Annotated in this window: 16 protein-coding genes and 1 pseudogene; 15 read left to right on the forward strand and 2 right to left on the reverse strand. The window is 68.0% G+C overall.

What is annotated here, in order from left to right; genetic code table 11:
- The first annotated feature begins 397 nt into the window (after window positions 1-397).
- Window positions 398-3,769: a serine/threonine-protein kinase PknK gene (locus tag JWP60_RS15015; RefSeq protein ID WP_299792845.1), complete on the forward strand. Its 3,372-nt coding sequence runs from the start codon at window positions 398-400 to the stop codon at window positions 3,767-3,769.
- Between the two features lies 1 nt (window position 3,770).
- On the opposite strand, the gene JWP60_RS15020 is transcribed toward JWP60_RS15015, so the two are convergent.
- Both JWP60_RS15020 and JWP60_RS15025 read right to left on the reverse strand, forming a co-directional pair.
- Window positions 3,771-4,127: a hypothetical protein gene (locus tag JWP60_RS15020; protein ID WP_299792848.1), complete on the reverse strand. Its 357-nt coding sequence runs from the start codon at window positions 4,125-4,127 to the stop codon at window positions 3,771-3,773.
- Between the two features lie 596 nt (window positions 4,128-4,723).
- Window positions 4,724-4,996 carry a hypothetical protein gene (locus JWP60_RS15025; protein WP_299792851.1) on the reverse strand — a complete coding sequence of 91 codons (273 nt, stop codon included), beginning with the start codon at window positions 4,994-4,996 and terminating at the stop codon, window positions 4,724-4,726.
- Window positions 4,997-5,235: 239 nt separating this feature from the next.
- Between JWP60_RS15025 and JWP60_RS15030 the strand changes: the two genes are divergently transcribed.
- From JWP60_RS15030 to JWP60_RS15095, 14 genes and pseudogenes are all read left to right on the forward strand, one after another.
- Window positions 5,236-5,610, forward strand: coding sequence for a hypothetical protein (locus JWP60_RS15030; RefSeq protein WP_299792855.1), 375 nt, complete (start codon window positions 5,236-5,238; stop codon window positions 5,608-5,610).
- 104 nt (window positions 5,611-5,714) lie between these two features.
- Complete coding sequence (locus tag JWP60_RS15035; RefSeq protein ID WP_299792858.1) at window positions 5,715-6,413, forward strand: DUF4337 domain-containing protein; 699 nt, start codon at window positions 5,715-5,717, stop codon at window positions 6,411-6,413.
- Window positions 6,414-6,629: 216 nt separating this feature from the next.
- Window positions 6,630-7,040 (forward strand): signal peptide protein, encoded by a 411-nt coding sequence (locus JWP60_RS15040; protein ID WP_299792861.1) that lies wholly within the window; start codon window positions 6,630-6,632, stop codon window positions 7,038-7,040.
- Window positions 7,041-7,163: 123 nt separating this feature from the next.
- The gene (locus tag JWP60_RS15045) at window positions 7,164-7,496 is read left to right on the forward strand and encodes an undecaprenyl-diphosphate phosphatase (protein ID WP_363320861.1); all 333 of its coding nucleotides are present in this window, start codon (window positions 7,164-7,166) and stop codon (window positions 7,494-7,496) included.
- A gap of 148 nt (window positions 7,497-7,644) precedes the next feature.
- A complete protein-coding gene (locus JWP60_RS15050; RefSeq protein WP_299792864.1) occupies window positions 7,645-9,198 on the forward strand; it encodes a glycosyltransferase family 39 protein in 1,554 nt (517 codons plus the stop codon).
- Window positions 9,199-9,303: 105 nt separating this feature from the next.
- Window positions 9,304-9,795 (forward strand): hypothetical protein, encoded by a 492-nt coding sequence (locus JWP60_RS15055; protein WP_299792867.1) that lies wholly within the window; start codon window positions 9,304-9,306, stop codon window positions 9,793-9,795.
- A gap of 64 nt (window positions 9,796-9,859) precedes the next feature.
- Window positions 9,860-10,426 carry a (2Fe-2S)-binding protein gene (locus JWP60_RS15060; RefSeq protein ID WP_299792870.1) on the forward strand — a complete coding sequence of 189 codons (567 nt, stop codon included), beginning with the start codon at window positions 9,860-9,862 and terminating at the stop codon, window positions 10,424-10,426.
- Window positions 10,423-11,436, forward strand: a pseudogene (locus JWP60_RS15065) (xanthine dehydrogenase family protein subunit M); the annotation flags it as partial. The gene JWP60_RS15060 and the pseudogene JWP60_RS15065, both read left to right, overlap by 4 nt.
- A gap of 5 nt (window positions 11,437-11,441) precedes the next feature.
- On the forward strand, window positions 11,442-13,718 hold the full coding sequence (locus JWP60_RS15070) for a xanthine dehydrogenase family protein molybdopterin-binding subunit (protein WP_299792876.1): 2,277 nt from the start codon (window positions 11,442-11,444) through the stop codon (window positions 13,716-13,718).
- Between the two features lie 9 nt (window positions 13,719-13,727).
- Window positions 13,728-14,774, forward strand: coding sequence for a hypothetical protein (locus tag JWP60_RS15075; RefSeq protein ID WP_299792878.1), 1,047 nt, complete (start codon window positions 13,728-13,730; stop codon window positions 14,772-14,774).
- Window positions 14,775-15,115: 341 nt separating this feature from the next.
- On the forward strand, window positions 15,116-16,498 hold the full coding sequence (locus tag JWP60_RS15080) for a cytochrome ubiquinol oxidase subunit I (RefSeq protein ID WP_299792880.1): 1,383 nt from the start codon (window positions 15,116-15,118) through the stop codon (window positions 16,496-16,498).
- Complete coding sequence (gene cydB, locus JWP60_RS15085) at window positions 16,495-17,508, forward strand: cytochrome d ubiquinol oxidase subunit II (protein ID WP_299792882.1); 1,014 nt, start codon at window positions 16,495-16,497, stop codon at window positions 17,506-17,508. The genes JWP60_RS15080 and cydB overlap by 4 nt, the downstream gene beginning before the upstream one ends.
- Window positions 17,509-18,148: 640 nt before the next feature.
- On the forward strand, window positions 18,149-20,500 hold the full coding sequence (locus JWP60_RS15090; protein WP_299792885.1) for a PAS domain-containing protein: 2,352 nt from the start codon (window positions 18,149-18,151) through the stop codon (window positions 20,498-20,500).
- Window positions 20,497-21,684 carry an ATP-binding protein gene (locus tag JWP60_RS15095; RefSeq protein ID WP_299792888.1) on the forward strand — a complete coding sequence of 396 codons (1,188 nt, stop codon included), beginning with the start codon at window positions 20,497-20,499 and terminating at the stop codon, window positions 21,682-21,684. Before JWP60_RS15090 ends, JWP60_RS15095 begins: the two co-directional genes overlap by 4 nt.
- Window positions 21,685-21,695 lie beyond the last annotated feature (11 nt).

Here is a 21,695-nt window from a genome sequence, read left to right on the forward strand (position 1 = left end):
CTGCGGCGCTGCGCGCCGTGCGAGCGGCTACGCCTACGTGATGTACTTCGAAACGTGCGGATCCGAGGAGCCGCTGCTGCGCTAACCCGTGGGCGCCGTGTTCGACGGGCACGCTTACCGCGGCACCATGGAAGGCAAGACCATCAACGGCGTGCCGGTCTACAACGGGGCGAAGTCGCTGCTGCGCTTGTACCCCCAGGCGCCAGCAGGCCCGCGCCATCTCACTGAATCTCGCCGCTTTTCCCGGCAAGGGCATTGCGGTCGCCTCCTTGAGTCACACCGACTATCCGGATGACAATGCGTCGGTTCCCCGGGGCCAAACCGGAAGGGGCATGAGATTTGTGGTGCCGGCTCGGCGGCTTCGCCGGACCCGGTGCGGGCACGCGAGGGGGCTCCCATGAAAGAGCATTCCGGACACGCGCTGGAGATGCTGCGCAAGGACGACGAGTTCGCCCTGTACCGTGGCGGGCTGCCGGGCTACCCATTCCCGGTCCTCATGTTGATTGCCGTGGCCCAACAGCCCGCACCCCAGAGCCTGAAGAGGCTCCAGCATGAATACTCGCTTGCGGCCGAGCTCGAGCCCGCGTGGGCGGCCCAGCCGCTCGCGCTCACGCGTCGCGAAGCGCGAACGATGCTCGTGCTCACGGATGCGGGTGGCGAGCCGCTGGGCCGATTCATCGGCACGCCGATGGAGCTGCGGCAGTTCCTGAGCATCGCCATCGGTCTCTCGGCCGCGCTCGGGCGGATCCATCAAAAGGGCCTGGTACACAAGGACATCAAGCCGGCCAACGTTCTCGTCGACGTCGCGAGCGGCAAGGTCTGGTTCACGGGCTTCGGCATCGCGTCGCGGCTGCCGCACGAGAGCCAGGCGCCGGCGCCACCCGAGGTCATCGCGGGCACGCTCGCCTACATGGCGCCCGAGCAGACCGGCCGCATGAACCGCTCGATCGATGCACGCAGCGATCTCTACTCCCTGGGCGTCACCTTGTACCAGATGCTCACCGGCACCCTTCCGTTCGTTGCCGCCGATCCGCTGGAGTGGGTGCACTGCCATATCGCGCGCCAGCCGACACCGCCCGGTGAGCGCGCCACGATCCCCGGCCCGCTGTCGACCCTGATCATGAAGCTGCTGGCCAAGAACGCCGAGGAGCGCTACCAGACCGCCGCCGGCCTGGAGAGCGATCTGCGGCGCTGCCTGGCGCAATGGGAGGCGCAGTCCCGCATCGATGCGTTCCCGCTGGGGACGCATGACCTTTCGGACCGGTTGCGGATCCCGGAGAAGTTGTACGGGAGGGAGCGCGAGATCGAGGCCCTGCTCGCGGCCTTCGGGCGGGTCGCGGCTGAAGGGACTCCGGAACTCGTGCTCGTATCCGGATATTCCGGCGTCGGCAAATCTTCCGTGGTGAACGAACTGCACAAGGTGCTCGTCCTGCCGCGCGGCCTCTTCGCGTCCGGCAAGTTCGACCAGTACAAGCGTGACATCCCTTACGCGACCCTGGCGCAGGCGTTCCAGACGCTGGTCCGTCAGATCCTCGCCAAGAGCGAAGCGGAGGTGGCCCGGTGGCGCCACGCCCTGGCGGAGGCGGTGGGGCCGAATGGCCAACTTATCTGCGGCCTCATTCCCGAGTTCGAGTTCATCGTCGGGAAACAGCTGCCCGTTCCGGAATTGCTCGCGCGAGATGCACAGAACCGATTCCAGATGGTGTTCCGGCGGTTCATCGGTGCGTTTGCCCGGCCGGAGCACCCGCTCGCGCTGTTCCTCGACGATCTGCAATGGCTCGATCCGGCAACGCTCGACCTGCTCGAGCATGTGGTCACGCATTCCGAGTTGCGGCATCTGCTGCTGGTCGGAGCCTACCGGGATAACGAGGTCGGCCCTGCGCACCCGCTCCTGCGCACGGTGGCGGCGATCCGCAAGGCCGATGCGAGAGTGCAGGAGATCGTGCTGGCGCCGCTGGGGCTCGACGATCTCGGCCGGCTCGCCGCCGATGCACTGCATTGCGGGCGGGATCGCGCAAGCCCTCTGGCTCGGCTCGTGCATGAGAAGACCGGCGGGAATCCGTTCTTCACGATCCAGTTTTTCACGGCACTTGCCGAAGAGGGGTTGCTCGCGTTCGACCCGGTCGCGCCAGCCTGGCAGTGGGACGTCAGTCGCATCCGGGCCAAGAACTACACCGATAACGTGGTGGATCTCATGGCCGCGAAGCTCAAGCGGCTCTCTTCCACCACCCAGGAAGTCCTCAAGCAGCTCGCCTGCCTCGGTAACGTCGCGCCGGCCGCGACCCTGAGCCTGGTTCACGGGACAACAGAGGCGGAGATCCACACGGCACTGCAGGAAGCCGTCCACGCCGGGCTGGTCTTCCAACAGGAGAGTACCTGGAGATTTCTGCACGACCGCATCCAGCAGGCGGCCTATTCACTGATACCCGACGAGCAACGTGCCGACGTCCACCTGCGCATCGGACGGTTGCTGCTGGCGAACCTGACGGCGGATCAGCGCGCCGAGCAGTTGTTCGACATGGCGAGCCAGTTCAATCGGGGCGCCGAACGGCTGATCGATCGAGACGAGAAAGCCCAGGTCGCGGCGATCGAGCTGCGTGCCGGGCGAAAGGCCAAGGCGTCGGCCGCCTACTCGTCGGCCAATGTATATCTCGCCGCCGGCATGGCGCTGCTCGACGAGACCTGTTGGGCCACCCTCTACGAATTGATGTTCAGCCTCCGGCTCGAATGCGCGGCGTGCAAGTTCCTGACCGGCGAATTCGACACAGCGGAGCAATTGCTTGTGGAGCTACTGCAGCGCGCGGCGGCGAAGGTCGATCGGGCTGCCGTCTACCACCAGAAGATCCTGCTCCATACGGTCAAGTCTGAAAGCGCACAAGCCGTTGACACCGCGCTTGCCTGCCTGCGCCTGTTCGGAATCGACCTTGCTGCGCACCCGACTCCGGAGCAGGCACAGGCCGAGTACGAGAGCCTCTGGCAGAACCTCGATGGGCGCCCGATCGAGAGCCTGATCGACTTGCCGCTGATGACCGATCCGGAACTGCAGGCCGCCATGCAGGTGCTTTCGACCCTGCTGGCGCCCGCCTACTTCACCGACTCCAACCTGTTTTGCCTGCTTGTGTGCCGGATGGTGAACGTCAGCATGCAACACGGAATGTGCGGCGCGTCCACGCACGGCTGTGCCTATCTCGGGATCGTGCTCGGCCCCGTCTTTCACCGCTACGGCGACGGGTATCGCTTCGGCCAGCTGGCGTGCGACCTGGTTGACAAGCACGGCTTCGTCGTCTATCGGGGAAAGGTCCTCTACGCGATGGGAACGACTGCCTTCTGGACGCAGCCGATCGCGACCCCGATCGATTTCATCCGGGCGTCATTTCGCGCCGCGATCGAGACGGGCGATCTGCCCGCCGCGTGCTATGCCATGTACCACATCTGCACGCTGCTTCTGTTGCGCAATGATCCGCTCGATGCGGTCTGGCGGGAGTCGGGGCTGGCGCTGGACTTCGCCCGGGAAGCCAAGTACGGCGCCACGGTAGACATCATCCGGACCCAGCAACGCTTCGTTGCGACCATGCAGGGCCGGACCGCGAACATCTCCACCTTCAGCGATTCGCAGTTCGACGAGGCGGCATTCGAGGCCCAACTGGCGGCAGATCCCATGCCCTTGAAGATCTGCTGGTACTGGATCATCAAACTGAAGGCGCGGTTCCTGTCAGGGGACCACGAGGACCGCCTCGCGGTCCACTGCGGCCATCAGTCAGGGGCGTGAATCACCACGCGCGGTTGAATTCGCGGTAGGGATGCTCGTCGTAGCGGCGGACCACCACTTGACCCTCCGGATCGTAGCGGTGGTGGACGACGACCATGCGCTGCGGCTGCACGTACTCGTTCGAGTAAACGCGCCGCGTCACGCGACGCACGACGGTGCTGCCGTCCGGCCGCACCACGCGCGTCGTGCGTCGCACGACCGGGCCCGCTCCGTCGTCGGAGCGCTCGATGTGCCTGGTCACCACGCCGTTGGGCGTGTCGCGCGTGATGGTCACGTCGCGGTCCTGCGCGAACGCTTGCCCACCCGTGACCCCAGCAGCGACGACGGTGAGTGCGAGAGCGATGGTCTTCAGGTTCATGATAGGTCCTCTGTTAAGTGGATGACATGCCCTTTGCGGGGCTCCTGTGTGTTTGACGAGGGAGCCCGGCCGATGATCGACGGCGCGAAGGCTGTCCGCGCGCAGGCGCAGTCCGACGGCTGCGGAAACGCCCGTCACGGCGGCCCTGGTGCTTGGAAAGCGCCGCCAACCGAACACCACGTGGATTCAAGGACGTGCCTGACCTGCCCGATGTGCTTGCGCGCTGTGCGCCGCTCGGCCTGGAAGTGGATCCCGCGAACACCAGCTATTTCCTCAGCCGCGCCAACGTCGTCCCCAGCGGTGCCGCTGGCATGCCAAGTGGCGGGAGCGGCTCTTCGCGGCGATGATGCGCAACGCCGGTAGCATGGCGAGCTTCTTCCGTGTCCCGAACGACGCCGTGATCGAGCTGCGAGCGCGGATACAGATCTGAATTCCTGGCGGTCGCGGGCGCGACGCGACGCAGGCTGCGGCTCCGCAACGCTTATGGCCGGCGGGGTCCGGCAAGTTCCGCCATGACTTGGCCGCAGCGGCGACGCGCGCGATGCGACACGGCAATCCGAGAAAGGGGCCGTGGAACGGGCCCCTTCTTCATTGCCTTACGCCTTGTGGAACCAATGGCGATGGGAAGGTTGCGTCGGAGCTTGTGCAACGTGGTCGTTTCGCGCCTGTTCCGCACGCGCGGCTTGGTGCTTGGAGTGGAAATGGCCGATAGCGCAGCCGGCCGCGGCGCCGGCAACACTGTGGTGACGCATGAAGTGGCCGGCAATGCCGCCTGCCGCCGCACCGCCCAGACAACCGGCGTTGGCGCCACCGGACATCGCGGCCAGAGCAAAGCAGGCAGAGGCGCCGATCAGATGAGCTTTTTTCATGGGGCGTTCCTTTGAAGAGTGATGCACCACTCTGTTTCGACTGCGTTCATGTCCAGGTAAGACCCGGCAGTGATGCCGTGTAGGCGCCGGCAAATGGCTGATTGCTTCTATCCGGACGGCGTTCGCGGCGAGTAGCCTCGTCACGGCCGCCAACATCCGCCAACAACGCGGAGAAGGCGTGTTCAGGCGCCGTTCATGGTTGTCGGCTCAGGATGCCACCAGCTTTCAAAGGAGCTCTCATGACTGGCATTTCCCGCCCCCGCTTATTCGCCGTGGCCGCCGTTGCAATCGGTATGTTGGGCATCGCCTCCGCTGCCCAGGCCCACACCGACGTGCAGTTCTCATTCGGCCTCGGCGCGCCCGTTTACAGCGCGCCGGGTCCTGTGTACGTGCAGCCTCAGGCAACTTACGTTACTCCTCAGCCGATCTATGTCCAACCGCAAGAGCAGGTTTACCTGCAGCCGCGCTATTCCTACGAGGAGCAACAGGACTGGCAACGTAGGCAATGGCGTGAACAAGAATGGCGCCGAGAAGAATGGCGTCGGCGCCAATGGCAGGAACACCATGACCGCGGCGAACACCGCGGACGGGATCACCGGGAGGGCCGGGACTGACGTGGGTAGTTCGCAGTCGCAGGCCTCGTTGGACCACCCTGACGGGCGGCTCACCCGTCGCGGGGTATCCCTCGGAGGCGCAGGTTGGACGCCGATTCTGGCTGTTGCATGGCATACCGGATGCTGCGCTCGTCGTTGAAGAGCGCTCCCGCACGGCCCGCGCAAGCGCGAAAGTGTCGGCATCGCAGGCCGGATATGCTTTTGTTTTTGACGAGCGGGAGACCAACATCGAGTCCGAATACGAAGTGCCAGGGCCGCACGAACGTGAGGTCGAGGCCGCCATTGAAAAGGAGGGTGGGGGCCTGAGTCAGAGGATTGCGCTCATGACGGCAGTGCTCGCGACCATAGGTGCGCTCATCAGCTACCAGAGTGGGAGCGCCCAGAACGAAGCGATGTTTCTGAAGAACCAAAGCATCCTCAAGCAAGCCCAGGCGAGCGACCAGTGGGCGTTCTACCAGGCGAAGTCGGTCAAGGGCCACGTGGACGAGGCAACGGCTGCGCTTTCCAACGATCCTGCAGTCAAGGCTCATTTCCGCTCCGAGAGTGCAAAGGAAGATGCGGGCAAGGCCGAGGTCCAGACCGAAGCCCGAAAGCTCGAGGCGGAGTCGCGCAAGCTCGGTGAGGAATCCGAAGCAAAGCTGCGGCCCCATGAGCGCCTCGCATTGGCCTTGACCTTCGTTCAGATCGCGATTGCATTGGCTGCCATCACGGTGCTCACTCGGCGCAAATGGTTGCTTTGGGCGTCGGTGGCCTCGGCAGCCGGTGGAATCGGCATCGCGGTTTCGGCGTTCGCGCTGCACTGAAGGCACGAGAACGGTCGGGCCATCCTGTGGGCGAGCGGCCAAGAGGCGGCCGGGATCTGAAGCGTTCGGGATTGCGTCGTTGATGGCCAGCTCTGCGCGCCTCGCGCGTAAGCAGTGTCACCGAGTTCCTACGTCGGCCGCATACGTCCGAGTACACGGCGTGCAGAAAGGCGAGGGCAGGATGACTTCACCCCAACCTACAGTGGTCGCAATCCCATGAACGTCCGCCTCGCATTCGCCATCGCAGGGCTGGTGAGCACCTGTGCTTATTCGCAAACCTCGCAAACTCCCGCTGCGGTCAACTCCAGCGCGAACACGAGCAGTGCCACCGCGCAAGCCGCCTGCAGCGACGGAACAGCCGCCACGAGCAAGTCACTGCGGCATGCCTGTCGCGGTCATGGTGGCATCGCCAAGAGCGCATCGACGATGGGAGCTGCTCCTGCGCCCGCTTCGACGTCGCCTGCCGCAAGCAGCGTCGGCAAGGTGTGGGCGAACGAGCGGAGCAAGGTCTACCACTGCCCTGGTGACCCGTATTACGGCAAGACCAAGAAGGGCGAGTACATGTCGGAAGCCGATGCGAAGAGCAAAGGCTTCCATGCTGATCACGGCAAGGTTTGCACGTCGTAGGCAGCGTCGGCCCGTCCTGGATGCGGGCTGACGCGGGCGCGCCGCTTGTTAGAAAGCTGAAATCCGCATCCTGTAGATTGGCTGCGGCACGCGGGCATTGACAGCACGCGCTTGGATATTGGCATGCATCACCTTCAGATCGTCATCCTGGCTTTCGTCCAGGGCCTCGCCGAACTTCTCCCGGTTTCCAGCTCTGCCCACGTCATCATGGTGGAGAGGTGGATGGGGCTGGACGCCACCTCTGCGGAGATGACGTTCTTGCTCGTCATGCTTCACACCGGCACGATGTTTGCCGTCATTGCATGCTTCCGGTCGTCCTGGCGGGTCAGCTTCTTCCGCTCCGCCGCGGCCTTCCGGCAAGCCGCTGCGCGCAGCATCGGTGCGACCGCTGTCACCGGCGTCGTCGGACTGGCGCTCCTGGAAGTGCTGAAGCGCGCCGCCGGTGGTCGCACGTGAGGCCTGGCGCTTGCTCAAGGCCGACAACCTGTACCGCAGTGCCACGGGGCTGCATCTTTTCCTGTGCCTGGGGGCCGCTTCGGTGTGCTGGGTCTTTGGCTGATCGCCCCGTGCATGCAGGCAGGACGGCCGCAAGACAGACCGCCCCGTGAGCCAGGTTCAACTTCAGGCCGTGACCGGTCGCAACACGCACCAGGTGCAGCTTGCGGGCGTCGCAGTCGCACTCGCCTTCGCCTTCGCCTACGCGTGCTGGTGGGCCGCCGGGCTGGCCCACGGGTATGGAGCGCCGCCGCTGGACAGCGCCGAACAGCTGGTCTGGTCCTATTCGCTGGAGGCGAGCTATTGGAAGCACCCACCGCTGCCGTCCTGGATCATGCATGGCCTGACTCAGGTGTTCGGGCCCTCGGTCGCACTCCCTTTCTTTGCCGCCGAGATCTCGGCAGCACTTGCGCTGGCGCTGCTCTGGCGCCTGGGCGCGGAGATTTTCGGCCCAGGGCGCTCGTTGCTTGCCGCGGCGCTGACCGCGCTGGTGGGCTATCACAGCTGGCAGGCCGAGTCGTACAACCACAATTCCGCGCTGCTTCCCTTTCAGGCGGCCGTGACGCTGTTCTTCTATCTCGCCGTGCGTCGCGGGTACTGGCACCTGTGGCTGCTCACGGGCGTTTGTGCCGGGTTGGCGATGCTCGTGAAATACGCCGCGCTGTTTCCCTTGTGCGGGCTGCTGATCTACCTGGCGTTGGATCGGCAAGCCCGCAACCGCAGGACTGCCAGCGGCTTGGCATTGGCAGCGGCTGCGGCGGCATCGGTTTTCGCTCCCCACGTGGTGTGGCTGCAGCTGCATGACTATTCGACGCTGCACTACGCGAGTTCGGTGGCGCAGCCGCTCTCCGGCTTTCGCGCATGGGCTGCAAACCTCGGCGAATTCGGCGAGGCGCAGCTGCTGACCCTCATGCCGCTGCTCATGGTGGTGGCGTGGATGGCTTGGTCACTGCGAGGACCAGCGCGCGAAGCGGGCGCCGTCGCCTCAGCGTCGGATCGCCGGTTCCTGTGGACGGCGGGGCTGGCGCCGCTCCTGCTCGTTGTCCTCAGCGGGACCGTGGCACGTTGCGAGATCCTTCCCCGCTGGGGATACAACGTCTTTCTGCTGGCTGGGTGGCTGGCTCTCGACGCGCTGCGCTGGCCTGCGGACCGCATAGTCCCGGCGCTGCGCGTGTGCGTCGGTTTCAACCTTGTCTTGTGGACCGCCATGGCGATCCTGGTTCCCGAGTTGAAGGAGGCGATCGGCTGGCAGGGCCGCTCGAACTTTCCGGGGCGCGAGCTTGCCACGCTCGTCCAGGAGACCTGGAGCGGGCATGCGAGGCAGCCGTTACGGATCGTGATTTCCGACACCTGGCTGGGTGGCACGATAGCGGCTTATCGGCCTCTTCCCCTGGCGGTGCTGGCAGACGGAGACCCCGCACGCGCGGCGTGGGTCAGCGAGGCCGATGTGCGCGCCTGTGGGGCAGTCGTGGTGCTGGACCGCACGGGCGGCTCCAGTCTTCCCCAGCCCACCGTGAGCCGCTGGCTCGTACTCTCGGACGTGCATGGAGAATGGCAGCTGCCGTGGGCTCCTTCGCGCGGTCTGCGGCATCCATGGGGCCTGACGACCCGGATTGCATGGGGGGTGATCGAGCCGCGCGACCCTGGTGACTGCAGGCTTTAGGCGCCGCCTGGCAGCAGGTTCGACTTGCAGGTCGCCGCCGCCCCGTGTGCGTGGCCCACGCGGGGCGCGAGCAAGCCCGCAAGGGCGCGGAGCCGAAACCGCCCGATGGGGGATGCGGCAGAAAACGTGGACGGGTTAAGCAGCGAGTCCGAGGTTCCTGCGGTGCTCGATGGGACTGCGGAAGCCCAGCGAGATCTTGATCCGCGCCTCTGTACCAGCGGCATTGAACTGGGCTTCTTTTCGCGCTGGAACTCGGCCGCGGCCTGGTTCACCGCCACCCGGAACAGCGGTGTTCGCATGATGGCGCGGCCGCACCGCGGCGGGCCGGCGGCGCGCCTTGCCCATTGCGGAATCTTGCTGGAATTTGTCGGCTCGACCGGCCGGCCGCCTGCCGGCGCCACGCTCGGCAGGCACCGCCATCCTCTGCGCCTTCTTCGCAACCCGCAGGAGGAGTACCGCGTCATGTTTGCGTTCATCAAGGAGGGCCTGGCGCGCGGCGACCGCAGCTTGCAGATCGTCGAGCCCGCGCTGCGCGCCGATTGCCGGCAGCAGCCGCGCGCGGCCGGCGTCGACGTGATCCTGGGCGGCAGCCGCTGAGCGGCGGGCCCACGTGCCGGCTGGCAGAATGCTCGCTCGTTCCCCGCTTTCCCGGAGGCCGCCCATGCCGCCAGCTGCCGGTCCTTCCCGCCACGCCATCCGGCTCGGCATCAATGGCACGCCGTACGAGCTCCAGGTCGAGAGCTGGACGCCGCTGCTGGAACTTCTGCGCGAGCACCTCGACCTCACCGGCACCAAGAAAGGCTGCGACCACGGCCAGTGCGGCGCGTGCACGGTGCTCGTGGACGGCGTGCGCGTGCTCTCGTGCCTGACCCTCGCGGTCATGCACGACGGCACGGAGGTGACCACCGTGGAGGGCCTCGCGCGCGGCGACCAGCTGCACCCGCTGCAGCAGGCCTTCATGCAGCACGACGCTTTCCAGTGCGGCTACTGCACGCCGGGGCAACTGTGCTCCGCGCTCGGATTGGCGAACGAGGGACATGCGAAGTCGCTGGACGATGTGCGCGAGCTGATGTCGGGCAACCTGTGCCGCTGCGGCGCCTATGCGCAGATCGCACAGGCGGTGGCGCAGGTGGTGCTCGGTTCCGGGCCGCACACGAGCGAGGTGGCGCAGAGGCGGTGGATTGCGGGGACCACCGTGAATACGAGGGCGAGGGAGGAACAGGCATGAACCCGTTCACCTTCGTCAGCGCAAGAGACGTTCCCGCGGCGCTCGCGCAGCTTGGGGAGGGGACCCTCTTCATCGCCGGCGGCACCAACCTCATCGACCTGATGAAGGTGAACGTGCTGCGGCCGGCGCGGCTGGTCGACATCAACGGGCTCGGGCTCGATGCGATCGAGCGCACGTCCGACGGCGGCCTGCGGCTCGGCGCGCTGACCCGCAACGCGGCCACGGCGTACCACCCGCTGGTGCGCGAGCACTACCCGCTGCTCGCCAGCGCCATCCTGGCCGGCGCCTCGGGGCAGATCCGCAACATGGCCAGCAACGGCGGCAACCTGCTGCAACGCACCCGCTGCTGCTACTTCTACGACACCGCCACGCCTTGCAACAAGCGCGAGCCGGGTGCGGGCTGCTCGGCCATCGGCGGGCTGGCGCGACAGCATGCGATCCTGGGCGCGAGCGCGCATTGCATTGCCACCCATCCATCGGATATGTGCGTGGCGCTGGCCGCGCTGGAGGCAACGGTGCAGGTCGCTTCCGCGCGCGGCGAACGCGCCATCCCCTTCGCCGACTTCCACCGCTTGCCCGGCGACCGGCCGGACATCGACACGACGCTGGCGCAGGACGAGTTGATCATCGCGCTCACGCTGCCCCCGGCGGACGGCTTCCGCGGCCACAGCGTCTACCTCAAGCTGCGCGAGCGCCTGTCCTATGCCTTCGCGCTGGTCTCGGTGGCGGCGGCACTGGACCTGGACGGCGGCATCATCCGCGGCGCGCGCCTGGTCCTGGGCGGCGTGGCGCACAAGCCCTGGCGCGATCCGGCGGCCGAAGCCCTGCTGGTCGGCCAGCCGGCGAGCGATGCATCGTTCGCCCGCTCCGCCGACGCCCTGCTGCAGGGCGCCGTGCCGCAGGGCGCCGGTGAGGGCTGCAACGCCTTCAAGATCCCGCTGGCCCGCCGAGCCATCGTCCGTGCGCTGGCGGTGGCCACGGCCGGCACGGTGACCAACCTCGGCGACGACGGACGATGAGCGACCACCTCCACGAACTGCAGCCGGTCGCTCCCTTGGGGGAGGGCTATGTCACCACGGGCGACGCCGTCCCGCGCATCGACGGCCGCGCAAAGGTGACCGGCCAGGCGCGCTATGCCGCCGAGATCGCCGTCGACGGTCTCGTGCATGGCGCGGTGGTCAATGCCGCCATCGCCCGCGGACGCATCGTGGCCGTGCACGATCAGGAGGCGCGCGCCGTGCCCGGTGTGCTGGACGTGCTGTGGCACGGCCACCGGCCCGAGGCGCCGCAGCTCGCACACTACTTCGAGACGGGCGAGGACTTCTCCACCGTGCCGGTCAAGCCGCTGGTGGGCGACAGGGTGCACTACGCCGGCCAGCCAGTGGTGCTGGTGCTGGCGCAGCGCTGGGAAGCGGCGCGCTACGCGGCGGGCCTGGTGCGCATCGACTACGAGGTGGAGGCGCATGAGACCGACCTGCTGCGCCACCGCGCCGACAGCCGCGCACCCAGGGAACTCGACGAAGACACGGCGCCGCCGAAGCCGCGCGGCGATGCCGATGCGGCCTTCGCCGCGGCGCCCTTCAAGATCGACGCCGAGTTCCACCAGGGCGCGGAGCACCACAACCCGATGGAGCTGCACGCCAGCACGGTGATCTTCGAGGAAGGTGGCAGGCTCACCATCCACGACAAGAACCAGGGCGGGTACGGCACCCGCAGGCGCTTGGCGAAGGTGTTCGGCCTGGACGAAAGCCAGCTCACCCTGCTGAACACCTTCGTGGGCGGCGCCTTCGGCTCCGGGCTGCGGCCGCAGTACAACCTGCTGCTGGCCATGGTGGGCGCGCTGCACCTGCGGCGTGCGGTGCGGGTCGTGCTGACGCGCCAGCAGATGTTCACCTTCGGGCACCGGCCGGAGATCTGGCAGCGCGTGCGACTGGCCGCCGAACGCGACGGCACGCTCAAGGCGCTGATCCACGAGGCGGTAGGTGAAACCTCGCGCGTGGACGACTACACCGAGATGGTCACCAGGTGGTCAGGCACGCTGTACCGCTGCGAGAACCTGCGCGGCGACTACCGGGTGCTGCCGCTGGACCTGCCCACGCCGCTGGACATGCGGGCACCGGGCGCGGCCAGCGGCCTGTTCCCGCTCGAGGTCGCCATGGACGAACTCGCGCACGCGCTCGGGATGGATCCACTGACGCTGCGCCTGCGCAATTACGCCGAGCGCGCGCCGGCCAGCGACAAGCCTTATTCCAGCAAGAAACTGCGCGAGTGCTACGCGCTGGCGGCGCAGCGCTTCGGCTGGTCGCAGCGTGACCCGAAGCCGCGCAGCATGCGCGAAGGCGACGAGCTCGTTGGCTGGGGCATGGCCAGCGGGCAGTGGATCGCCGAGCAGGAGGAAGCGCAGGCGCGGGTGGTGTTGCACACCGACGGCCACCTTGATGTGGCAACGGCGGCCAGCGACATCGGCACCGGCACGGCCACCGTGCTGGCGCAGCTCGCAGCCTCCGCGCTGGGCGTGCCGCTGCAGGACGTGCGCGTGCACATCGCCGATACCCGCCTGCCCGAGGCGCCGACGGAGGGCGGTTCTTCGCACGTCGCCAGCGTGGGCTCGGCGGTGGATGGCGCGTGCGAGAAGCTGCGCAAGAAAGTCTGGCAACTCGCGCGGGCGATAGCGGGGTCACCGCTGGCGGGCAGCAAGCTCGCGGAGGTGGAGTTCGTCGGCGGCAGGGTGCGGCTGCGCAAGTCGCCGGGCGATGCGCTGGTTCTGCATGAAGTGCTGGCGGCTTCCGGCGCCGGCCAGTTCGAGGCGCACTTCCACCTGGAGCCGGACGAGGACGAGCAGGGCCGTTACGAGCGCGCCGTGCATTCGGCGGTGTTCTGCGAGGTGCGGATCGACGAGGCGATGGGCACCGTGCGCGTCACGCGGGTGGTGAGCGCGGTCGCGGCCGGACGCATCATCAACGCGCTCACCGCGCGCAGCCAGGTGCTGGGCGGCATCGTCTGGGGGATCGGGCAGGCGCTGCACGAGGGGACCTTGATCGATCACGCGCTCGGCCGCTTCATGACCGTGGACCTGGCCAACTACCACGTGCCGGTGAATGCGGACATCCATACGCTGGACGTCAGCTTCGTGCCGGAAGACGACCGCATCGTCAGCCGCCTGGGCGCCAAGGGCGTGGGCGAAATCGGCGCGCTGGGGGTCGCGGCCGCGATCTCCAATGCGATCTGGCACGCCACCGGGCGCAGGATCCGGACGCTGCCCATGACGCCGGAGAAGGTGATGGCGCCTTAGGCTCGCCCCATGCGCTCACAACCAGAAGCTCCGGCCAGCCGCATCCCCGCGGCCGATACGATCGCCCGTGCATCGGCTGCGGTCCTCGTCGGCATCGGGCTGCTGCTGGTGCTCTCGCTGCGCGTCTTCGCAGTGCTGGTCTGCGCCCTGGTGACGCACGCTGTCTACAGCCGGCTGCTCCACACGTTTCGCAGGCGGCTGCCGGCGCGATTCGCGCCTGCAGCAACCTTCGCCCTGACGCTCGTCGTCCTGGCGCTGCTCGGCGCGGCCGTCTGGCAGGCCGCCACGGTCCTGAGTGCGCCCGGCGGCGTTCCGAAATTGCTGGAGCTGCTCGCGGATGCACTGGATCGCTTGCGCGGGAACCTTCCGGCCTGGCTGTCCGATCGCATCCCGCATTCCGCCGATGATTTCACGCGCGTTGCCGGCGCATGGCTGCGCGCGCATGCCCAGAACCTGCAGCGTTGGGGACACGCCGCCTTGCGCGGCGCCGCGCACGTGCTGATCGGGCTGGTCATCGGCCTGCTCGCGGCGTTCGAGCGCAAGCCGCAGGCCGCCTCCGCCTGGGGTCGCGCCGCGGCTGCGTCGCTGCGCAACCTGGTGCACGCCTTCGGCATGGTCGTCTCCGCGCAGTTGCGGATCGCCGCAGTCAATGCGCTCTTCACCGCGATCTACCTCTTCGCAGTGCTGCCGGTGGCGGGCAGCCACCTGCCTCTTTCGGGCACGCTCGTCGCCGTGACGCTGCTCACGGGAATGCTGCCGATCGTGGGCAATCTGCTTTCCAGTGCCGCGATCGTGCTGGCTTCACTGACGGTCGGCCCCGCGGTGACGCTGGCTTCCATCGGGTTCCTGTTCGCGATCCACAAGGGCGAGTATTTCCTGAACGCGCACTTCGTCGGACATTCGACGAACGTGCCGGCGTTCTGCCTGCTCGCGACGATGGTGGCGCTCGAGGCGGCCTTCGGCGTCTCCGGCCTGATCGCAGCGCCGATCTACTGCGCCTGGGCGTTCGGTGAACTGCGGGAACTGGGCGTGCTGTCGGTCGAGCCGTCGCGCTGAGCGCTGCCGGCCGGCCGCGAGTGTGCGGGTAAGGGCCCGCCTGCCGGCGTGCCGGTCGCATTGGAAATGGCGGCCGCAGCGCCGGCACGCTGCACGAGGCCCCGTTTCAACCGTTCGGCTTCAGGGTCACCCGATCGTCGAGGCGCATGGCGGGCGCCTGTGGTGCACGCCGAACACGGGCGCCGGCGAGAGCTTCATGCTGCCGGCGTGATGGACGGCGTTCCCACAACGGCGCTGGTGCCCGGACTACAGGATGGCTGATGCTGCCGGCCCACTGTGCTGGCCAGTCGCATCTTCGTGACTGCCCGACTCCCGTACGCAACGTCTCCTAGCGCGACCCCGTGCCATACCTCGATGCCGTGCTGCTGTCGCGGCTGCAGTTCGCCTTCACGATCGGCTTCCATATCGTCTTCCCGGCGTTCTCCATCGGGATGTCCGCGTTCATCGCCACGCTGGAGCTGCTGTGGATGGCCACCGGCGGGCAGCACTTGCACACGCTCGCCCGCTTCTGGACCAAGATCTTCGCCGTGTCCTTCGCCATGGGCGTGGTGTCGGGCATCGTCATGGAGTACCAGGTGGGCACCAACTGGAGCCGCTTCGCGCAGGTGCTGGGCAACGTGCTGGCGCCGCTTTTCAGCTACGAGGTGCTGACGGCCTTCTTCCTCGAGGCGAGTTTCCTCGGGCTGATGTTGTTCGGATGGAACCGCGTTTCGCCGTGGCTGCATACGCTGGCCTCCATCTTCGTCGCACTGGGCACCGCGCTCTCCGGCTTCTGGATCCTGGCCGCGAACAGCTGGATGCAGACGCCGGACGGGTACCTGCTCAAGGACGGCATCGCGTATCCGGTCAGCTGGCTCCACGTGATCTTCAATCCGAGCTTCCCGTACCGCTTCCTGCACATGATGATCGCCACCTATCTCACGACCTCGCTGGTGGTCGCGGCGGCCGGTGCGCGCTACCTGCTCGCCGGCTGGCACGAACAGGAAGCGCGCGTGATGCTGAAGATGGGGCTGGGGATGCTCGCGGTGTTCGCGCCCATCCAGGCGCTGGTCGGCGACGAGCACGGCCGGAACACCCTGGAGCACCAGCCGGCGAAGGTGGCGGCCATCGAGGCGCACTGGGAGGACACCGGCCCGGCCGAGCTGGTGCTGTTCGCATGGCCGGACCGCGATCGCGAGCGCAATGTCGCGCAGGTCGCGATCCCGCACCTGGGCAGCCTGATCCTCACGCACTCGTGGAACGGCCGCTACCGCGGCCTGCGCGATTTCCCGCGCGACCAGCGCCCGCCGGTCGTGCCGGTGTTCTTCGCCTTCCGCGCGATGGTCGGGCTCGGACTGGCGATGATCGCGCTCGGCTGGTGGGGCATGTGGCTGCACTGGCGCCGGCGCATCGCGGCGGCGAAGACCTACCTGCGCATCCTGCGCGTGTGCTGGCCGCTGGGCTTCCTTGCCTTGCTGTCGGGCTGGGTCGTGACGGAAGTAGGGCGCCAGCCTTGGATCGCGACCGGCCTGCTGCGCACGGCCGATTCCATGTCGCCGCTGCAACCGGGGCAGGTGTTCGTCTCGCTGGCGCTGTTCGTCGTGGTCTACGGGGTCGTGTTTTCCATCGGCATCTGGTACATCAGCCGCATGATCCGGCGCGGGCCCGATGCGCAACGCCTCGGTCCCGAAACCCTGCCGAACCGGCCGCTCGCCGGCGGCCGGTTCGGCACGCAGCCGCCATGAGCGAAGCCGCGGGTGCCTTGCCGGTGGCGCTGTTCCTGATCCTGGGATTCGCGGTCGCGATGTACGTCGTGCTGGACGGCTTCGACCTGGGCATCGGCATCCTGTTCCCCTTGTTCCGCGACGAGCAGCAGCGTGACCTGGTGATGAACTCCGTCGCGCCGTTCTGGGACGGCAACGAGACCTGGCTGGTGCTGGGCGGCGTCACGCTGTGGGCGGCGTTTCCCAAGGCGTTCGCGATCATCCTGCCGGCGCTCTACCTGCCGGTGCTCGTGCTGCTGCTGGCATTGATCTTCCGCGGCGTCGCGTTTGAATTCCGCTGGGTCGCCAAGCCGCGCCACCGCGTGTGGGATGCCTCGTTTGCCGTGGGCTCGGCGCTCGCCGCCTTCGCGCAAGGGCTGGTGCTGGGCGGCATCCTGCAGGAGATCCCCGTGCAGAACCAGGACTTCGCGGGCACGCCCATGTGGTGGCTCTCGCCCTTCGCCATCGTCTGCGGGCTCGGGCTGGTGACGGGCTATGCCCTGCTGGGCGCGACCTGGCTGATGCTGCGCACGACCGGGCCGGTGGAGGCGCGCGCGCGCCAGCTCGGCCCGCCGCTGCTCGTGGCGCTGCTGGTGTTCATCGCGATCGTGAGCGTGTGGACGCCACTCGCGTTCGAGCGCGTGGCGCGGCGCTGGTTCACGCTGCCCAACGTCCTGTTCCTGTGGCTGCTGCCGGCGGCGAGCGCGTTGTGCGCGTGGGGGTGCTGGCGAGCGATGCGGCGCGGGCAAGCCGTACTGCCCTTCGCCTGCGCCGTCGCGATCTTCCTGCTGGCGTTCGCCGGATTGCTGGTGTCCAACGTGCCGTACCTCGTGCCGCCCGCGATGACGATCTGGCAGGCGGCGTCGGCGCCGGCCACGCAGCGCTTCTACCTGGTGGGCGCCGCGATCCTGATCCCGCTGATCCTGGGATACATGGGCCTGGTGTTCTGGTTCTTCCGCGGCAAGCTCGAGCCGGGGCAGGGGTATCACTGACGCAGTGGCGCTTGGGATGGCGTCCATCCCCCGCGCGCACGGAGGGATCATCCTTGTCAGTGCAACGTCGGTGGTTCAGGCCGTTCGGCCACAGCCAAAACGCAGCGATCGTGCTGGGGAGGATGCGCCGCGGTTCATTTGCCCAGGGATGCACGACACCCATGCAGGCACAATCCACGTCCATGCGCCGCCCTGATTCGCAGTTCGAGGGGCAGGTGCCGCGATGCCTCGTTCCGTACGGACATCGGCGACATGTTTTTCTCCCGTACTTTCTTCGATCAGGACGATCTCCTGCCACTCATCTGGAAAGTGCACGTGCCACGCGCAATGCCAATCGGTCTCGTTTACGGTTCAACTTCTCCGGGTCCGGAATCGGGGGCTCTACTGGTGTCAAAGGCATACCAATGGGCATCGGCCCTCGCGGCGCCTGCATCGGCGCAGGCCTTTGGGCCGCGTAGCCTTCCCAAGAGATGGCATTGTTAGCAGTCCGGTCCGCCGACGGGAGCATCGTGGAAGCGTTCTCGACCGCGCCGCACCAATGGGATCACATGCGCAAAGAGGCGAGGGGCGCGTTCGTCGCGCGCGGCACGGGGCGAGCCATTGGGCGCTCGGAGCGGCAGACTCCTCGCCGCCCGCTCGGATGAACAGCTCCCCCGATCCCGCAGCCCGCCCGGAGCTGCGTGCGGAAACCGAGCACGAGGCCTTGTTGCTCGCCGCGCAACGTATCGGCCCCATGGGCAGCTGGTCCTACAGTCCCGGCAGTGGCCGGCTGCAGTGGTCGGCGGCAACGTGCGGGCTGTTCGGCATTGCGCCGGGCGACTTCCGTGAAACGCTGGCGCATTTCCACACCTTCGTCGTGCCCGAAGACCTGCCTGCCGTACAGGCCGCGACGGCGGCGCTGGCGCCCGGGGACCAACTGGAATGCGAATACCGAATCCGCCGGCCCGACGGCGCGATCCGCTGGCTCCACGAACGGGGCAGCCTGTTCGAAGACGGCAGCGGTGCCGCGTGTCGCGTGGGCATGGTCATGGACGTCACGGAGCAGAAACTGACCCTCGACCGGCTGGCGGAGAGCCTGCGCTTGACCCGGATCGCCACGCGGCTGGCGCGCCTGGGTGCCTGGACGCTCGACCTGCCGGATTACCGGATGACGTGGTCGGAGGAGAACTGCGCCATCCACGACGTGCCCGTGGGACAGCAGCCGACGCTCGCGCAAGGGCTGGCGATGTTCGAGCCGGAGCACCGGGATCGGGTGATGCGGCTCGTGGAGGCCTGTGCAACGCAAGGTGTCCCGTATGAGTTCGAGGTGCCGAAGTACACGGCCAAGGGCCGCCGCATCTGGGTCCGCTCGATCGGCGAGGCCGTGCGCGACGCCAGCGGACGCATCGTGCGGCTGCAGGGCGCGTTCCAGGACATCACCGAACGCAAGCTCGCCGAAGACGCCCTTCGGCAGAAGGACGCGCTGCTGCACATCGCCGGCCGCGTCGCCCGCATCGGCGGCTGGGCCATCGAGCTGCCGCAGCAGCAGTTCATCTGGTCCGCCGAAGGCATGGACATCCTGGAGCTGGGTCAGCGCAGGCCGCGTCCGCGCGAGTTGCTCCGTCTGGTCGACCCCCTGGACCGCAAGCGCCTGGTTCACGCCGTTGCCCACTGCGCCATCACCGGCACGCCGTTCGACCTCGAAGCGCGGATCAGCACGTGGCGGGGCCGGCGCAGCTGGGTGCGCGTGTTCGGCGAGGCCGACTACGACGCGGAGGGCGTGGTGCGCCGCGTGCAGGGCGCGGTGCAGGACATCAGCGAACGCGTGGAGATGGAAGAGCGCCTGCGCCAGGCCCAGCGCCTGGACTCGCTGGGCCAGCTCACCGGCGGGGTCGCTCACGATTTCAACAACCTGCTGACCGTCATCCTCGGCAACGCCGAGATGCTGGGCGAGAACCTGGCCGATGATGCGCAATTGCGGCCGCTGGCCGAAATGGTGACGCAGGCCGCGCAGCGGGGCGCCGAGCTCACGCAGCGCCTGCTGGCCTTCGCGCGGCGCCAGCCGCTGGCCCCCAAGCCGGTTGACGTGTCCCAGCTGGTGGCGGCCATGGACACCATCCTGCGCCGCGCCCTGGGCAGCGACATCGTGGTGACCTACGACGACGCGGCAGACCTGTGGCCGGCGCTGGTCGACCCGGTCCAGTTGGACAACACCTTGCTCAATCTTTGCCTCAATGCCCGGGACGCCATGCCGCGCGGCGGCCACTTGCGCATCAGCACCGGGAACCGGCGGCGCGACGAAGAGGCGCCAGCAGCGCGAGCCGACCTGGTCGCGGGGCATTACGTCCTGCTGACCGTGTCCGATACCGGGACGGGGATCGCGCGCGAGCATGTCGCCCGGGTCTTCGAACCCTTCTTCACCACCAAGGACAGGGGCAAGGGCACCGGCCTGGGACTGGCGATGGCGTATGGCTTCGTCAAGCAGACCGGCGGCCATGTCGAGATCGATTCCCAGCCCGGTCACGGCACGACGATCCGGATCTATTTGCCGCGCGCGGCGCGTGCAAGCCAGGCGCCGACAGCGCCGCAGCCGCTTTCGCCGGCGCCGCGCGCCGTGGCCGGCAGCGCGGTGCTGCTGGTCGAGGACGACGAGCTGGTGCGGCGCAGCGCGCGCGATCAGCTGCTCGCGCTGGGCTGCGTCGTGCTCGAAGCGCGCGACGGCCAGCAGGCGCTGGAGGTGCTCGATCGCGGCGAGCAGGTCGACCTGCTCTTCACGGATGTCGTGATGCCCGGCATGAGCGGACGCGAGCTCGCGGCGCGGGCCGTCGAGCGGCGTCCGGGCCTGCCGGTGCTCTACACCTCGGGCTATGCCCAGGATGCGATCGTGCACGGCGGACGCCTCGAAGCCGGCGTCCAGCTGCTGTCCAAGCCCTATCGCCGCGACGAGCTCGCGCGCCGGATCGAGGAGGTGCTGGCGGCAGGCGAGGCGAACGAAAGGGGCACGAGGGAGTGAGTGAAGCCACGGACATCTCCGCGCTGCAGGCACGCCTGCAGGCGGCGCAGGCGGAACTCGCCCTGGTGCGTGCCGAGTTCGGCACGTTCAGCAGCCGCATCTCCCATGACCTGCGGGGGATCTTGCACAACATCGACGGATTCGCGGTGGTCCTCGAGGAGCAGCTGGCCGGGCAGGCAAGCGAACGGCAGCGGCACTACCTGGGCCGCATCAGCGCCGGCACACGCCGAGGCGACAGCATCCTGGGCGACCTCGCCGCGCTGTCGGCCGCAGTGGTCGCGGAGGTCGAGCTTGTACCGGTGGACGTGAAGCGACTGGTGGAACAGGCGATCCACGACCTGGCCTCCGCGTACGCCGGCCGCGACGTGCAATGGGAGTTGGCGGGCGCGCCCTGGCCCAGGCCCATGGCAGACCCGGCCCTGCTGCGGCTGGCCGTCGACCAGTTGCTGGCCAACGCCGTCAAGTTCACGCGCGGGCGCGAGCCGGCCCTCATCCGGGTCGAAGTCACGGCGCACGAGGAGCGCTGGTCCCTCGCGGTGGCGGACAACGGCGTCGGCTTCGACAGCGCCTACGCGGCGCGCCTGTTCAGTCCTTTCGAGCGCCTGCACGACGCGACGGAATTCGAGGGCAACGGGATCGGGCTGGCGCTGGTCAGGACACTGGTCCAGCGCCAGGGCGGCGAGGTGAGCGCCCAGGCGCCGGCGGCGGGCGGCGCCATCTTCGGCCTGACGCTGCGGCCGGCGGGCGCCGTGAGCAGGGCACGCCGCACCGAGAATGCGGACCACCATCCAGCGCCGCCGGCGGAGGCCTGCGGCCGTAAGTTGCGTGTGCTGCTGGTGGACGATGAGGCCATGGTGCGCATGACCGTCAAGCTGATGCTGGAGCGAGAAGGGCACCAGGTGCTCGCGCCCGCGGACGGCGCCGCGGCCCTGCAACTGCTGGTGTCCGCCGACTGCGCCCCGATCGACCTGCTGGTCACCGATTGGTTGATGCCCCAGGTCGGCGGCGCGGAGGTGATCCGCACGGCCAGGCAGTTCCTGCCCGGAGTGCGCGTGATGGTGATGACGGGCCAGCGGCCGGATCTCCACGGCCAGCATGACCTGTCCGCGCCGGTGGACCACGTGCTGGCCAAGCCCGTGCGACTGGGCGAGCTACGCCGCGCGCTGGCTGCGGTCATGCGCTGAATGGGGGCTCG

Origin of the sequence: Ramlibacter sp., from assembly GCF_028291745.1 — a bacterium.
Taxonomy (GTDB): Bacteria; Pseudomonadota; Gammaproteobacteria; order Burkholderiales; family Burkholderiaceae_C; genus Ramlibacter.